This window comes from Duganella sp. SG902 (assembly GCF_013376005.1).
In the GTDB taxonomy this organism is placed as follows: Bacteria; Pseudomonadota; Gammaproteobacteria; order Burkholderiales; family Burkholderiaceae_D; genus Rugamonas.
In genome coordinates this window covers 13158-27200 of sequence record NZ_JABMJK010000020.1, presented here as the reverse complement: position 1 = coordinate 27200, position 14043 = coordinate 13158, and the positions used below count along the sequence as shown (strand labels likewise).

The 14043-nt window shown below is 62.3% G+C and carries 12 protein-coding genes; 9 read left to right on the top strand and 3 right to left on the bottom strand.

Going from position 1 to position 14043, the window contains the following annotated elements; all coding sequences use genetic code 11:
- Positions 1-231: 231 nt before the first annotated feature.
- Positions 232-1248, bottom strand: coding sequence for a PIG-L family deacetylase (locus FHW83_RS27350; protein WP_176649527.1), 1017 nt, complete (start codon positions 1246-1248; stop codon positions 232-234).
- Positions 1249-1890: 642 nt separating this feature from the next.
- Here FHW83_RS27350 and FHW83_RS27345 point away from each other — a divergent pair.
- From FHW83_RS27345 to FHW83_RS27310, 8 genes are all read left to right on the top strand, one after another.
- Complete coding sequence (locus tag FHW83_RS27345) at positions 1891-2541, top strand: PEP-CTERM sorting domain-containing protein (RefSeq protein WP_373997277.1); 651 nt, start codon at positions 1891-1893, stop codon at positions 2539-2541.
- 164 nt (positions 2542-2705) lie between these two features.
- A complete protein-coding gene (locus tag FHW83_RS27340; RefSeq protein WP_176649526.1) occupies positions 2706-3179 on the top strand; it encodes an FxDxF family PEP-CTERM protein in 474 nt (157 codons plus the stop codon).
- Positions 3180-3253: 74 nt separating this feature from the next.
- On the top strand, positions 3254-3742 hold the full coding sequence (locus FHW83_RS27335; protein ID WP_176649525.1) for a DUF4124 domain-containing protein: 489 nt from the start codon (positions 3254-3256) through the stop codon (positions 3740-3742).
- 63 nt (positions 3743-3805) lie between these two features.
- Complete coding sequence (locus FHW83_RS27330; RefSeq protein ID WP_176649524.1) at positions 3806-4834, top strand: LacI family DNA-binding transcriptional regulator; 1029 nt, start codon at positions 3806-3808, stop codon at positions 4832-4834.
- Between the two features lie 142 nt (positions 4835-4976).
- Positions 4977-5447 carry a gluconokinase gene (locus tag FHW83_RS27325; protein WP_176649569.1) on the top strand — a complete coding sequence of 157 codons (471 nt, stop codon included), beginning with the start codon at positions 4977-4979 and terminating at the stop codon, positions 5445-5447.
- Positions 5448-5539: 92 nt separating this feature from the next.
- On the top strand, positions 5540-6877 hold the full coding sequence (locus tag FHW83_RS27320; RefSeq protein WP_373997276.1) for an MFS transporter: 1338 nt from the start codon (positions 5540-5542) through the stop codon (positions 6875-6877).
- A gap of 13 nt (positions 6878-6890) precedes the next feature.
- On the top strand, positions 6891-9260 hold the full coding sequence (locus FHW83_RS27315; protein ID WP_176649522.1) for a GH36-type glycosyl hydrolase domain-containing protein: 2370 nt from the start codon (positions 6891-6893) through the stop codon (positions 9258-9260).
- Positions 9261-9297: 37 nt separating this feature from the next.
- A complete protein-coding gene (locus FHW83_RS27310; protein ID WP_176649521.1) occupies positions 9298-11544 on the top strand; it encodes a glycoside hydrolase family 3 protein in 2247 nt (748 codons plus the stop codon).
- Here FHW83_RS27310 and FHW83_RS27305 read toward each other — a convergent pair.
- The gene (locus FHW83_RS27305) at positions 11541-12383 is read right to left on the bottom strand and encodes an ABC transporter substrate-binding protein (protein ID WP_176649520.1); all 843 of its coding nucleotides are present in this window, start codon (positions 12381-12383) and stop codon (positions 11541-11543) included. The genes FHW83_RS27310 and FHW83_RS27305 overlap by 4 nt on opposite strands.
- Positions 12384-12512: 129 nt before the next feature.
- On the opposite strand from FHW83_RS27305, the gene FHW83_RS27300 reads away from it, so the two are divergent.
- Positions 12513-13709 (top strand): triacylglycerol lipase, encoded by a 1197-nt coding sequence (locus FHW83_RS27300; RefSeq protein WP_229224384.1) that lies wholly within the window; start codon positions 12513-12515, stop codon positions 13707-13709.
- Here FHW83_RS27300 and FHW83_RS27295 read toward each other — a convergent pair.
- Positions 13706-13963 carry a hypothetical protein gene (locus FHW83_RS27295; RefSeq protein ID WP_176649519.1) on the bottom strand — a complete coding sequence of 86 codons (258 nt, stop codon included), beginning with the start codon at positions 13961-13963 and terminating at the stop codon, positions 13706-13708. The genes FHW83_RS27300 and FHW83_RS27295 overlap by 4 nt on opposite strands.
- Positions 13964-14043 lie beyond the last annotated feature (80 nt).

The window sequence follows — 14043 nt, the reverse complement described above, 5'->3', positions numbered from 1 at the left end:
ATACCGTAACAACAGAATCAGTTGGTATTTTTACATGCGAAATACAGAACGAAGAACCGGCCTAATAGAGTGAAAGAGACCGTCGTCAACGCTGGCCCCCTACTGCTCGCCCCCCCCAGGTCGCCTTGCCAACGTCCGCGCCTACAATACCGAAGAGAACATAGATGAAAAAGCCGCCAAAAGGCGGCTTGGCTTGAGAGTCATACGGGAAATATACCTTCCGTACACCAATCAGAGATTACAAGAGCCGGTCGACGCAACAGCGGTCCATTTAGATTTACCATAAAAGCTAGTGTGGAACCCGTCCATAGTCCCCATCTGTCGGGGCGTTGAGTCCGAAGACGTGGCGTACGGCGTAGTAGTACTTGCCGGAGTCCCCATATTTACTATCCCCCCGTCGATTGGCGTGATGTTGCCCTGATCCTTTAAGACGGCGTGAACTTGCTCATATCCAGCCCTCTGTGCTGCCACCAAACCAGGGAAATAAAATTTTGGATCGCTTGTCGATACGGCGCTTGCGGAATAGCCATCATAAATTGCTTGACCCATACACTTGTAGGATGGAACTTCGTTAATAGCGGCCTGAACAATGGCGCCGACGGCGATATGATCCGGATGTTCCCCGGTAACTGCTTGTGGGGACTGGTAATTTATGTTGAGGATTGGCGTGTTATGAAAATTCGAGCTGATAATTGTACGGATTACCCCGCGCAATGTAGCAGCGCTATAAGTGTTTAAACCTTCAACATCGTGCGTTACGTAGCCAGCCATATCCCGTAGGCTCTGGATCGTGGTTTTGCCGCTGCCCTCGACTTGATCTGGCAAATTGAGATGGTACTCAACGACGTTGCCTAACTGAATTCTCTCCACTTGTGAAACCCCCGATCCAAGGTTTACCCAGCTTCTGGCAAGGGGACGTGCGTAGGAGGATGGCACCCATAAATTGAGTGCATATTCACGAGCAGTCAGTCGGACGCGATAATATGGGTTCGATTGGCTATTGAAACTATTTTGGTCAGCATCTGGGACCGACGGCAACTTCGGGCGATAGCTTTTTCCAGCATCGCCAGCAGTAACAACAATGATTACGGTAGGGTAATTTTGTTTTATGTCGTTGATGAGATTAGGACCCATCATCAAGATGTCGTCATCGGGATGAGCGACGACATAAACTGCCGCCTGAGCTGAAGCTGAAATCACAGCGCCGGCCGCGAGCGAAATCGCAAATTTACTGAACCGCTTAACCATTGACACCTCTCTTGTTAATTGTAAGACGGAGAATCACCCTGACTAGCCCGATCGCCAGGTCAACATTACAGTATTTTTTCGTCAAGATATACGCAAATTGTAACAGTGCCTATTTTGCAATTTTTCGTAGATGCGCGCCGATAGGCGCGGCGTATCGCCTCTTCCGCGTCAAAACCTATCAATAGCAATGAGATCGACTGCGGCTTCCCTTCGCGTATAGCTCTATACATCGGCTCACCGACCACGATAGAGAACGAGTCATCAGCAGAACACAAGGACACAACGATGCTGACGAGGCATTACAGCCGGCGGATCGAACAGGACGGCAATGTGTTGCCAAGGACTATCAGAGAGTCGTTTCGGCGAGCAGGCAGCGCTCGGGGTAATTCCGCCCAAATTTCGCCCAATTACAGAATCGCAAAACCCTTGCAGCCACAGGGCCTCTGCTTTTCAGAGCAACTTATATACAGAAATTGCACCTGCTTGTCAGCAACTTACCCAAACCACCGGGGACCGGGAACCACCGTTAGCTATCAAGCAAATAGTTTTATCGAACAACACTCCAGTCCGATTCGGTATACAAATTTTGTAATAAGTGAAACTATTGCAATGTCTTTTTAACACTGCCAAAACGGAGGCGATGTGGATAAAAAAATGATTTTTGGCGCGCTGTTCGCGCTCGCTACCGGGATCGGTCAAGCTGCAACCGTTGAGACCACCGATTTCATTACCAATCCCGACCATTTCAGTGGCTTCGAGGATTTGGAATTCGTCACCTATGCCACGACTCACTTGGAGGACGGGGTTTTGGTCACGGAAGTTAATAGCCTTCAAGGAATCTACGCGGCTTTCACGGGATGGGGCGCACAGGGTAATCGTTCCTGGTACGCCAACGGCGGTGACGTCGGGTACACCGATATAAAACTTGCAAGTGGCGCGGCAATCGACAGTATCTCATTCCTTGCCGGGAATGGATGGCTTAAAAATCCGAACTATGTCCACTACCAACTCCTTCTAGGCGGCACTGTGGTTCAAAGTGGTACTGTCGAGTCATCGCTAGGCGCTTGGGTGGGGTTTTCCCACGGTGGTTTCGATGAAGTCCGCCTGGCAGGCACCTACTATCCTGAATATACCTCCGGAGAGAAGCAGGCCCTGGCCATCGACAACGTAAAAATTACAGCCGCAGTGCCTGAGCCGGAAACTTACACCATGCTGCTGGCTGGTCTTGGCGTGTTTGGACTGATCCGCCGAAGCAGGTGCCTAAACGCCGGCGACCCTCGCGCGGCCGTGTAAATTGGTGCTGCGCAGCAATTGTTAAATATTGCTGCGCGGAATTGGTGTTGTTTTAACGCTAATTTAAAAATATTGATATCGTAGCTTGCCTTTTACAAAAGGCGCCAACAGCCCGGTAGCTGCATCTGCCGGTCACTATAAACGTTATGTTTAGGGGTTCTACGATGAAACTGAAACTACTTGCTGCTGCAGTACTTGCTGGCGCCGCATTCTCCGCCAGCGCCGCCGATCAACTGATCAACATCGGCCTGGGAACGACGACTTTCTTTGGTACGCCTACGCTGCTGGAAGGCGGCTCCGACACCCTGACCTTCGACGGTCTGGCAACCGGCCTGTACAACGTCACCGTTTCGTATCAGGGCAACTTCCTGAATATCGACACGGTCACGCTGAACAACAACCTGGGCACCGCCCTGGTGATCGGCGGCCCAACCGGCTACTTCAGCATTGGTGGTCTGACCCTCAACACCAACTCGCCCTTCACCCTGACGCTGGCTGGCACCGAGGCCACCTCCTCGCTGGCCCAATACCAAGGCGCCATCACCGTGACCGCCGTACCTGAGCCTGCCACCTACGGCATGCTGCTGGGCGGCCTGGGCCTGCTGGGCATGGCGGCACGCCGCAAGAAGCAGTCGTAAGCAGCAGCGGCGCTCCAGTTGACAGTTGCCATGAATCATGGCGAAATCGTTGTATGTCTTCTGGAGCGCTTTTTATGAATCCCCGTCATCCGTTGTTGGCCGCCCTGCTGCTCGCTTGCCCACTGGCGCTGGCGCAGTATGTGTGGCTTGACGACAAGGGCATCAAGCAATTCTCCGATCGCCCGCCGCCACCCGGTGTGCCCGAAAAACGCATCCTGAAGGCGCCCGGCAAGCCCCGCTTCAATCCCGACGCCCCGGCCGAGGCCGAACCGTCCGCCGACGCGGCCGCCGCCAGGCCCGCGCCCACGCTGGCCGAGCGCAACGCCGATTTCAACAAGCGCAGGAGCGAGGCCGCCGAGGCCGAGAAACAAGCCGCCGCCAACGCCCAGCGCAAGGCCGACGAGGCCGCCAACTGCGACGCCGCGCGCCAGAACCAGCGGGCGTTGGACCAGGGCCTGCGCCTGAGCACCTATGACAAAAACGGCGAACGCGGCTATATGAACGACCAGCAACGCGAAGAATTGCGCAAAAATACGCAAAAAGTGTTGGCCGATTGCAAATAGATATTCTTCCTTTGGTCATAGCTGCCGTATGATATCGCTATCAACATCATCGATAGTGCAGCAATGACCAAGACTCAAGCGGGCAAGAGCCGCGCCAGCGGCCGCATCACCCTCGCCATGGTGGCCGAGCGGGCAGGCGTGGCCACCATGACCGCCTCGCGCGCCATCACCCAGCCGGAGATGGTGTCGCAAGCCCTGCGCGACCGGGTCGACGCCGCCGTGGCCGAACTGGGTTATGTGCCCAACCGCGCGGCGCGCGCGCTGGCCTCGTCGCAGTCCAAGGTGATCGCCGTGCTGGTGCCGTCGCTGTCGAACGCCGTGTTCACCGAGGTGCTGGCCGGCATCCAGGACGCGCTGGACGCCGACGACTACCAGATCCTGATCGGCAACACCCGCTATTCCGACAAGGAGGAGGAGAAGCTGATCGGCACCTATCTGCAGTCCAACCCGGACGGCATGCTGCTGTCCGGCCTGACCCACAGCCCGAAGGTGCAGCAAATCCTCACCACCTCGCGCGTGCCGGTGGTGTCGATGATGGACATGTCCACCGATCCCGAGCAATACACCGTCGGCTTCTCGCAATTCCAGGCCGGCTACGCCATGACGCGCTATCTGCTGGACAAAGGCCACAAGCGCATCGGCTTCATCGGCGCGCAGCTGGACGAGCGCACCCTGCGCCGCGCCGAAGGCTACCGCAAGGCCATGCAGGAGGCCGGCCGCGCGGACGCCAAGCTGGAGGTGATGGTGGCCGAACCGTCCACCATCGCGCTGGGCGCCGAGCTGCTGGGCCGCATGCTGGCGCAGGCGCCCGACTGCGACGCCATTTTCTGCTGCAACGACGACCTGGCGCACGGCGCCATTTACCAGTGCCAGCGGCGCGGCATCGCCGTGCCGACCCAGCTGGCGATCTGCGGCTTCAACGACCTGCCGGCCTCGGCGTGGATGAATCCGTCGCTGACCACCATCGGCACGCCGCGCTACCGCATCGGCTTCGAGGCCGCCACCCTGCTGCGCTCGGTCATCAAGGGCGAGCAGCCGGTCACGCGCCAGATCGACCTCGGCTTCACGCTGATGGCGCGCGAAAGCGCCTGAGCACCCAGGCCGCGCCATCTGCTGCGTCGCAGCATCGATAGTTCTTTACAAATTTCGCAATCCGTCTAAACTCGTCGCATCTGTTAGCGCTATCATACCTATGCTCAAAAGTGTACAAACAAAATCCCAACGCTGGGTCGTCATGGGCGTCAGCGGCTGCGGCAAGAGTTCGGTCGGATTGCAGCTGGCTGGCGCGCTGGAAGTGCCCTTCCTCGAGGGCGACACCTATCACTCCTACGAGAACGTGGCCAAGATGACGGCCGGCGTGCCGCTCACCGACGCCGACCGCGCCGACTGGCTGTGGGCGCTGCACCGCGAGATTCGCGAAGCGCGCCTGCGGCACTCGGGGCTGGTGCTGTCCTGCTCCTCGCTGAAGCGGCGCTACCGCGACCTGCTGCGCAGCGCCGATCCGGAACTGCGCTTCGCCCACCTGGCCGGCCCGCGCGAACTGATCGCCGAACGGATGGCCGCGCGCAAGGATCATTACATGCCCACCACCCTGCTGGACAGCCAGCTGGCCACGCTGGAGCCGCTGCAGGACGACGAGGCCGGCGTCGTGCTGGACATCGCCCAGCCGCCGGCGGAACTGGTGCGGCACATTTTAAGAACATAGTTACCGCTATCAAAGAGCTCTCCCCGGAACAGTGACACGTTCCGTTCAGGCAGTGTTACGCTGCCTGCTTTTACAAGCGTATGAAGACGACCGTGAACAAACAACTGACCTGGCGCGAAAAAATCAGCTACGGCGTGGCCGATATGGGCTTCAATTTCTATTGGACCAATGTCGCCACCTTCCTGCTGATCTTCTACACCGACGTGTTCGGCATTTCAGCCGCCGCCGCCGCCTCCATGATGTTCACGATCAAAATCATCAACGCCTTCACCGACCCCATGATCGGCGCGGCGGCCGACCGCACCAGCACGCGCTGGGGCAAGTTCCGCCCTTACCTGATCTGGGTGCCGCTGCCGCTGGCGTGCGCCGCCTTCCTCACCTACACCACGCCGGACCTGTCCGAGGACGGCAAGATCATCTGGGCCTACGGCACCTACCTGTCGATGATGGTGTGCTACACCTGCATCAACATCCCGTACAACGCCTTGTCCGGCGTGCTGTCGGCCGACGCGCAGGAGCGCTCCACCGTCAACGGCCTGCGTTTCATCTTCGCGTTTGCCGGCGGCACGCTGGTGACGGCCGCCACGCCATGGCTGGTGCGTCACCTGGGCGGCGGCAACGACAAGCTGGGCTGGCAGCTGACCATGCTGGCGTGGAGCGCGTTCGCCTCGGTGCTGTTCGTGCTCACCTTCCTCAACACGCGCGAGCGCATCGCCCCGCCGGCCGAGCAAAAGAGCAATGTCTGGCAGGACGTGCGCGACCTGTCGCAAAACCGTCCCTGGGTGGCGCTGTTCCTCCTGGCCCTGATCATCATGATCACCATCACACTGCGCACCAGCAGCGCGGCCTACTACTTCAAGTACGTGGTGGAACGCCCGGACCTGATGGCGGGCTTCGTGCCGGCCTACATGATGGCCGCCGCCGCCGGCGCCTCGCTCACGCCGCTGATGACGCGCTTCGTCGACAAGAAGAAACTGATGATGATCCTGATGACCATCACCGCCCTGCTGTCCTCGGCCTTCTTCTTCGTGCCGAAGGACCAGATCGCGCTGATGTTCGTGCTGCAGGTCGGCATGGGCCTGGCGCTGGGGCCGAAGTCGCCGCTGGCCTTCTCCATGTACGCCGACACCGCCGACTACAACGAATGGCGCACCGGCCGCCGCGCCACCGCCATGACGTTCGCCGCCGCCACCTTCTCGCAGAAGCTGGGCACCGCCGTCGCCGTCGCCGTGATCGGCGCCATCTTCACCAGGCTGGGCTACGTGGCCAACGCCGCGCAGAGCGCCGTGTCGCAGGCCGGCATCGTCTGGCTGATGTCGTTCATACCCGCCGCCTTCGCGTTGCTGGCGGTGGCGGTCATGTTTTTCTACAACCTCGATAACCACAAACTGCTGCAGATCCAGAGGGATCTTGAAGCGCGCAAATCCTGACGGAGAGATGTCTATGTTACGCCCCACCCACAACGGCGACCGCTATGAACTGACCAGCGCCACGGCCATGCCGCAGGCGGCCGGTTTCCTGTGGAATCAGAAGATGATGATACAGATCACCTGCCGCGGCTACGCCACCGCCCAGTTCATGCAGCCGGAACCGGCCAAGTACGCGCACGCGCCCAACCTGGAGGCCAAGACCTTCATGCAGCCGGAGCAGAACTACTACGCGCACCACCCCGGCCGCTTCTTCTACATCAAGGACGAGGAGACCGGCGAGCTGTTCTCGGCGCCCTACGAACCGGTGCGCGCCAAGGTCGACAGCTTCAACTTCTCGGTCGGCAAAAGCAATCTCGCCTGGACCGTCGAGCACCTCGGCGTGCGCGTCGAGCTCACGCTGAGCCTGCCGGTGGCGGACGTGGTGGAGCTGTGGTCGCTGCGCGTGACCAACATCTCGGGCCGCGCGCGCAAGCTGAGCGTCTATCCTTACTTCCCGATCGGCTACATGTCGTGGATGAACCAGTCCGGCGAATACCGTCCGGACCTGGGCGGCGTGGTGGCCAGCAGCGTCACGCCGTATCAGAAGGTGGCCGACTACTTCAAGCAGAAGGACTTCAAGGACAAGACCTACTTCCTGTGCGAGCAGGCGCCGGACGCGTGGGAAGTGCGCCAGTCCGCCTTCGAAGGCGAAGGCACCTTGAACCGTCCGCAAGCCATCGAGGCCGAGCTGCTGGGCGGCAGCGACGCGCGCTACGAAACCCCGACCGCCGTGGTGCAGTACCGCCTGGCGCTGGCCGACGGCGAGGCGCACGATTACCGCTTCCTGTTCGGCCCGGCGTTTGACGACGCCGAGATCAAGGCCGTGCGCGCCAAGTACCTGAGCGCACCGGCCTTCGCCGCCGCGCAGGAGGCTTACGCCGCCTACATCGCCAGCGGCACCGGCTGCCTGCGCATCGAGACGCCGGACGCCGATCTCGACAACTTCGTCAACAACTGGCTGCCGCGCCAGGTGTTCTACCACGGCGACGTCAACCGCCTGAGCACCGATCCGCAAACGCGCAACTATCTGCAGGACAATATGGGCATGAGCTTCATCAAGCCCAGCGTGATGCGCGCGGCCTTCCTGCACGCGCTGTCGCAGCAGGAGGCCAGCGGCGCCATGCCGGACGGCATCCTGCTGGCCGAGGGCGCGGAGCTCAAGTACATCAACCAGGTGCCGCACACCGACCACTGCGTCTGGCTGCCGGTGGCGCTCAAGGTCTATCTCGACGAAACCGGCGACTACGACATCCTCAACGAGGACGTGGTCGGCGCGGAGTCGGGCGTGGCCCTCACCGTCTCCGAGCGCGTGAGCAGCGCCATGGACTGGCTGCTGCAGGCGCGCGACAAGCGCGGCCTCAGCTACATCGCCCAGGGCGACTGGTGCGACCCGATGAACATGGTCGGCTACAAGGGCCGCGGCGTGTCCGGCTGGCTGACCGTGGCCACCGCCTACGCCCTCAACCTGTGGGCCGAGATTTGCGAGACCACCGGCGCCAGCTCCTCGCTGGCCGAAAGCGCCAAGCACTTCCGCGCCGGCGCGCGCGCCGTCAACCGCGCCGCCAACGAACACCTGTGGGATGGCGACTGGTTCGCGCGCGGCATCACCGACGACGACGTCGTCTTCGGCACCAGCAAGGACAAGGAAGGCCGCATCTGGCTCAATCCGCAAGCCTGGGCCATCCTCGGCGGCGCCGCCAACGCCGGTCAGCGCGCCTCGATGCTGGCGCAGGTCGATGAGCAACTCGTGACGCCCTACGGCGTGCAAATGTTCGCGCCGCCGTTCAGCGCCATGCGCGACGACGTCGGCCGCGTGACGCAGAAGCATCCGGGCTCGGCCGAGAACGGCGCGGTGTACAACCACGCGGCCGTGTTCTACATCTACAGCCTGTACACCATCGGCGAAAGCGACCGCGCCTACGACCTGCTGCGCCGCATGCTGCCCGGCCCGAGCGAGGCCGACTACCTCCAGCGCGGCCAGCTGCCGGTGTTCATCCCCAACTACTACCGCGGCGCCTGGCACGAGTATCCGCGCACGGCCGGCCGCTCCAGCCAGCTGTTCAACACCGGCACGGTGTCGTGGGCCTATCAATGCTTCATCGAAGGCCTGTGCGGCCTGAAGGGCAACGCCAACGGCCTGGTCATCAAGCCGCAACTGCCCTCGCACTGGGACGGCATCAAGGTGGTGCGCAAGTTCCGTCACGCCACCTTCAACGTGTCTATACAACGTGCGGACGTGGGCGAAATTCAAGTCTGGCATAAAGGCAGGCGTTTGACTGAAAACGTTTTCACCGGTATCGTTGCGGGCGGAGCATACGCGCTGGAAGTTTTGATCCCGCGCTGACCGATCAACTCGAATAATTACAAGGACCACTTACCGTATGAAAAAGCGTCTCTGGCTGTCCCTGGCACTGGCTTACCCACTCATGTTGACCGGCGCCGCGCACGCCGCGGACGCGAACCAACCCTGGCTGAACCCCGCGCAGTCGCCCGAGGCGCGCGCCGACCAGCTGGTCAAGGCGATGACGCTGGATGAAAAAATCCAGACCGTGTTCGCCTACTTCTCGACCGAATTCTCGCCGAAGAAATACGAGCAGCCAAAAGACGGCCGTCCCGACTCCGCCGGCTGGGTGCCGGGCGTGCCGCGTCTGGGCCTGCCGTCGCAATGGCAGTCGGACGCCGGTGTCGGCGTCGCCACCCAAGCCGTGTCCAAGAAGCCGTACGAGCGCACCTCCCTGCCCTCGGGCCTGGCCACCACCGCCACCTGGAACCCCAAGCTGGCCTTCGCCGGCGGCGCCATGATCGGCAGCGAGGCCCGTTCGACCGGCTTCAACGTGCTGCTGGCGGGCGGCGTCAACCTGATGCGCGAGCCGCGCAACGGCCGCAACTTCGAGTACGGCGGCGAAGACCCGCTGCTGGCCGGCATCATGGTCGGCGAGCAGATTCGCGGCATCCAATCGAACCACATCATTTCGACCGTCAAGCACTACGCCTTCAACGACCAGGAAACCAACCGCAACCACGTCAACGTCAAGATCGAGGACAAGGCCGGCCGCATGTCGGACCTGCTGGCGCTGCAGTTCGCCATCGAGCGCGGCAATCCGGGCTCGGTGATGTGCGCCTACAACCGCGTCAACGGCGACTACGCCTGCGAGAGCGATTACCTGCTCAACGAAGTGCTGAAGCAGGACTGGAAGTTCAAGGGCTACGTCATGTCCGACTGGGGCGCGACCCACTCCACCATCCCGGCCGCGCTGCGCGGTCTGGACCAGCAGTCCGGCTTCCCGTTCGACAAATCGGATTACTTCAACGCGCCGCTGAAGGAAGCCGTGGTCAACCGCCACGTGCCGGAAGCGCGTCTGGACGACATGGTCAAGCGCATCACCTGGGCCATGTTCGCCAACGGCGTGGTGGAACATCCGGTGGCGACACCGACCTCGGCCGACGCCGGCATCGATTTCGACGCCCACGGCAAGGTCGCCCAGGCCGACGCCGAGGAAGCCATCGTCCTGCTGAAGAACCACAACAACCTGCTGCCGCTGGCGGCCGGCGTGCGTAGCGTCGCCATCATCGGCGGCCACGCCAACGTCGGCGTGCTGTCGGGCGGCGGCTCGGCGCAGGTGTATCCGAAGGGCGGCTCGGCGGTGCCGAACGAAGGTCCGACCTCGTTCCCCGGCCCTATCGTCTATCACCGCTCGTCGCCGATGGGCGAACTGGCCAAGCTGACCAAGGCCAAGCTGAGCTACAACGACGGCAAGGACGTCGCCGCCGCCGCCAAGCTGGCCGCCGGCAGCGATGTGGTCATCGTGTTCGGCACCCAGTGGATGGCCGAAAGCTTCGACTCGGACGACCTCAACCTGCCGAACAAGCAGGACGAGCTGATCGCGGCCGTGGCCAAGGCCAATCCGAAAACCGTGGTGGTGCTGCAGACCGGCGGCCCGGTCGTGATGCCATGGCTGAACAACGTCGGCGCCGTGCTGGAAGCCTGGTATCCGGGCACCAACGGCGGCGCGGCCATCGCGCGCGTGCTGGCTGGTGAAGTCAACCCGTCCGGCCGCCTGCCAGCCACCTTCCCAGCCTCTCTGGCGCAGCTGCCGCGTCCAAAATTGGATGGCGACGCCAAGACCAAGGATGAGAACATCATCGAAAAGGTCACCACCGACTACAACATCGAAGGCGCAGCCGTCGGCTACAAATGGTTCGACCTGAAGGGCCACAAGCCGCTGTTCCCGTTCGGTTACGGCCTGTCGTACACCAGCTTCGCTTATGAAGGCTTGAGCGCCCAGCCGGCGGGCAACGGCATCGCCGTCACGTTCAACATCAAGAACACCGGCAAGCGCGATGGCAAGGCGGTGGGCCAGGTCTACGTGTCGCCGGTGTCGGGCGGCTGGGAAGCGCCGAAGCGCCTCGGCGGCTGGGACAAGCTGGAGCTGAAGGCCGGCGCCAGCGGCAAGGCCACGGTGCAGATCGACCCGCGCCTGCTGGGCGTGTACGACAGCGCCAGCAAGACCTGGAAAATCGCCGCAGGCGAATACCTGGTCACGCTGGCCGACTCGGCCGGCGCCAAGCCGGCCGCAAGCGTCAAGGTCAAGCTGGACGCCAAAACCGTGGACGTGAACGGCCGTTAATTCTCCGGCGCCGACAAGGCCGCAAGCAATGGGCCTGGGCCTTGTCGGAACGTCCGCTTGAGGATGGCTTCATCGAAATAGCGCGCGTAGATGGTGCGGACGCTTTGCTCCGCCACCATCGCCTTCAGGGCGTCGGCATAGCGCTGGCGCACCGCTTCCGGCACCGTCTTTTTCGACAGGTAGACGCCGGTGAAGCGCGGCGCCGCTTCCGGCATCGCTATCACCACGGCGTGTCCGCGCAGGGCGCCCTGTTTCAGGTATTTACCGTAAATCGGCGGCGTCGCCAGCGTCGCTTCGGCGCGCCCCATCTCCAGCTTGCCGAACACCGTCTCGTAATCGTTCACCACCTCCAGCCGCCCGGCCGTGGCCAGCCGCGCCAGTTGGGCGTCTATCGCCGGGCCGTAGGTGATGCCGCGCGTCACATTGAGGCGGCCGCTGCCGTTTGTCACATAGTCGGCCAGGCTGCTGTAATGGCGCGGCGGCGCGGGCGACAATATCAGGTCGTATTGCAGGTAGGCGTAAGGCAGGTGGCGCGCATAGGCGTCACGCTCGGGCGTGCGGAGCGAGCCCAAGGTCATGTCGATGTGGCCCGCCTCCAGCTCGACAAACAGGCGCTGGCGCGGATACCAGTGGAATTCGAACCTGCAGCCGGTGCGGCGCGCCATTTCATTGGCGATCTCGACCGAAATACCGCCGATGCGGCCCTGCTCGCGGAAGGCGGTGTAACCGAGGTCGCTCACCCCCACCCGGGTGACGGCGGGACACGCGGCGCCGGCCCAGGCGCCGGACAGGCTGCAATACAACACGGCGACGACCAGCAACCGATTGCGTCTCATCATGAACTCTTAGCGGGAAGTAACGATGAGTGTATCTTAGGTTGAGCGCCGGCGGCGAGGAAGGGGCATTATCGCAAAGCTTGTTTGCAACAGTGCAAAGGGCGGCGCGCGGGCGGCGCTAAACTATCGGCCATGATGACGCTCACGCCAGCCAAGCAAGCCGAGTTGCATCGCGCCCTGCGGGACGCGGCGGACGACCATGCCCTGCTGGCGGCGCCGCCGGGCATGCAGCCGCTGGCCGGCACGCCGCCGCTGCCCACCGCCCACATCGTCGACAGCGAGCTGCACATCGTGCGCCACAAGGACAGCGGTTGTGTGCAGTTCCTGTTTCCGTCATCGGCGCAGGGCTTGATGTCGCAGGGCTGGGATTGGATCGTGCAAGCCACCCTGCGCGGCAAGGAACGCCTCACCCAGGCGATGATCGAGCGCCTCGAGGAACACAACAAGGCGGAACGCCTGCTGTCGCTGCGCCATGGCTACGGCAAGGCGGCCACGCCGGCGGAGCTGGCGGCGGCGCACGGGCGCAAGGTGCTGCTGCTGGTGCACGGCGTGTTCAGTTCCAGCGAAGGCGCGTTTGGCGCGCTGGACCTGCAACCGCTGCTGGCGCGCTACGAGGGCCGCGTCTTCGCCTATGACCACTGGACCATCGCCAAGACGCCGCAACGCAACGCGCTCGACCTGCTGTTGCTGCTGCCGGCCAACGCCGGCTGGGAGGTGGACATCCTGTGCCACAGCCGCGGCGGACTGGTGGTGCGTTCGCTGCTCAGCGAGGCGCTGGCCGACGTGGCGCGCGCGCGGGCGGGCCGCATCGCCCAGGTCGGCAAGGTCGTGTTCGTGGCGGCGGCCAACCAGGGCTCGCCGCTGGCCTCGCCGGAAGAGATCCAGCACTTCCTGAATGTGGCGGCGATGCTGGCCTCGTTCAGCCCCGGCATGGCGCTGGACATCGTGATCGCGCTGGCGCGGATGGTGGTATCGGCGGGCTTCAGCCGGCCCAGCGTGCAGGCGCTGGCGAACGGCTCGGCGTTGATCGGCAAATTGGACCGAGGCGGCAGCCTGCTGACCAGCGCCAACAGCTACTACGCGCGCGCCAACTTTGACTACGGCGACTCGCTGCTGGAGCGCACCGGCGCCCTGCTCAGCCGCGCGCTGCTGGACACCGCCAATGACGTGGTGGTCCCCTACGCCAACGTGCTGCTGCCGTTAACGCCGCCAGCCCCCGGCCACCTCCTCAACTTCGGCAGCGAGGCGCAAAAACAAAACGAAGTCTGGCACACCGAATTCTTTTCCCACCCAGCCACCCGCGACTTCCTGCTCAAGCACTTAGGCTAGCGCCCCACCCACGCTCGATGCGCACGAAGGATCTCTCGATGGCGCTCCTCCAATTCCGCCTCAAAGAGCGCGGGATTTTCTTTCACATATTCGAAGAGCTGCCATATCTCCGCATCCGGCGGCAACTTCCCCTTGAAATACGTGGGGACAAGGTCAGCGATATCGTCGTGCGCGCCCCCCACCAGCATGGGTGCCTCACCTAGCAGATACTTTCTAAATTCTTCAATGCCTCGCAAAATTGCCTTAGTGTCCATGATGTCCTCCGTCGTCGTGAGACATCTATAGCCCGAAAAAGTTCCTCAACCTCCGCCAGCAACTAAGTAGAGGTCTGCCG

Coding starts and splice junctions, on each gene's coding strand:
- FHW83_RS27350 (WP_176649527.1), bottom strand. CDS start 1,248: ATGGTTAAGCGGTTCAGTAAATTTGCGATTTCGCTCGCGGCCGGCGCT.
- FHW83_RS27330 (WP_176649524.1), top strand. CDS start 3,806: ATGACCAAGACTCAAGCGGGCAAGAGCCGCGCCAGCGGCCGCATCACC.
- FHW83_RS27335 (WP_176649525.1), top strand. CDS start 3,254: ATGAATCCCCGTCATCCGTTGTTGGCCGCCCTGCTGCTCGCTTGCCCA.
- FHW83_RS27300 (WP_229224384.1), top strand. CDS start 12,513: ATGATGACGCTCACGCCAGCCAAGCAAGCCGAGTTGCATCGCGCCCTG.
- FHW83_RS27305 (WP_176649520.1), bottom strand. CDS start 12,383: ATGATGAGACGCAATCGGTTGCTGGTCGTCGCCGTGTTGTATTGCAGC.
- FHW83_RS27310 (WP_176649521.1), top strand. CDS start 9,298: ATGAAAAAGCGTCTCTGGCTGTCCCTGGCACTGGCTTACCCACTCATG.
- FHW83_RS27295 (WP_176649519.1), bottom strand. CDS start 13,963: ATGGACACTAAGGCAATTTTGCGAGGCATTGAAGAATTTAGAAAGTAT.
- FHW83_RS27315 (WP_176649522.1), top strand. CDS start 6,891: ATGTTACGCCCCACCCACAACGGCGACCGCTATGAACTGACCAGCGCC.
- FHW83_RS27340 (WP_176649526.1), top strand. CDS start 2,706: ATGAAACTGAAACTACTTGCTGCTGCAGTACTTGCTGGCGCCGCATTC.
- FHW83_RS27325 (WP_176649569.1), top strand. CDS start 4,977: ATGGGCGTCAGCGGCTGCGGCAAGAGTTCGGTCGGATTGCAGCTGGCT.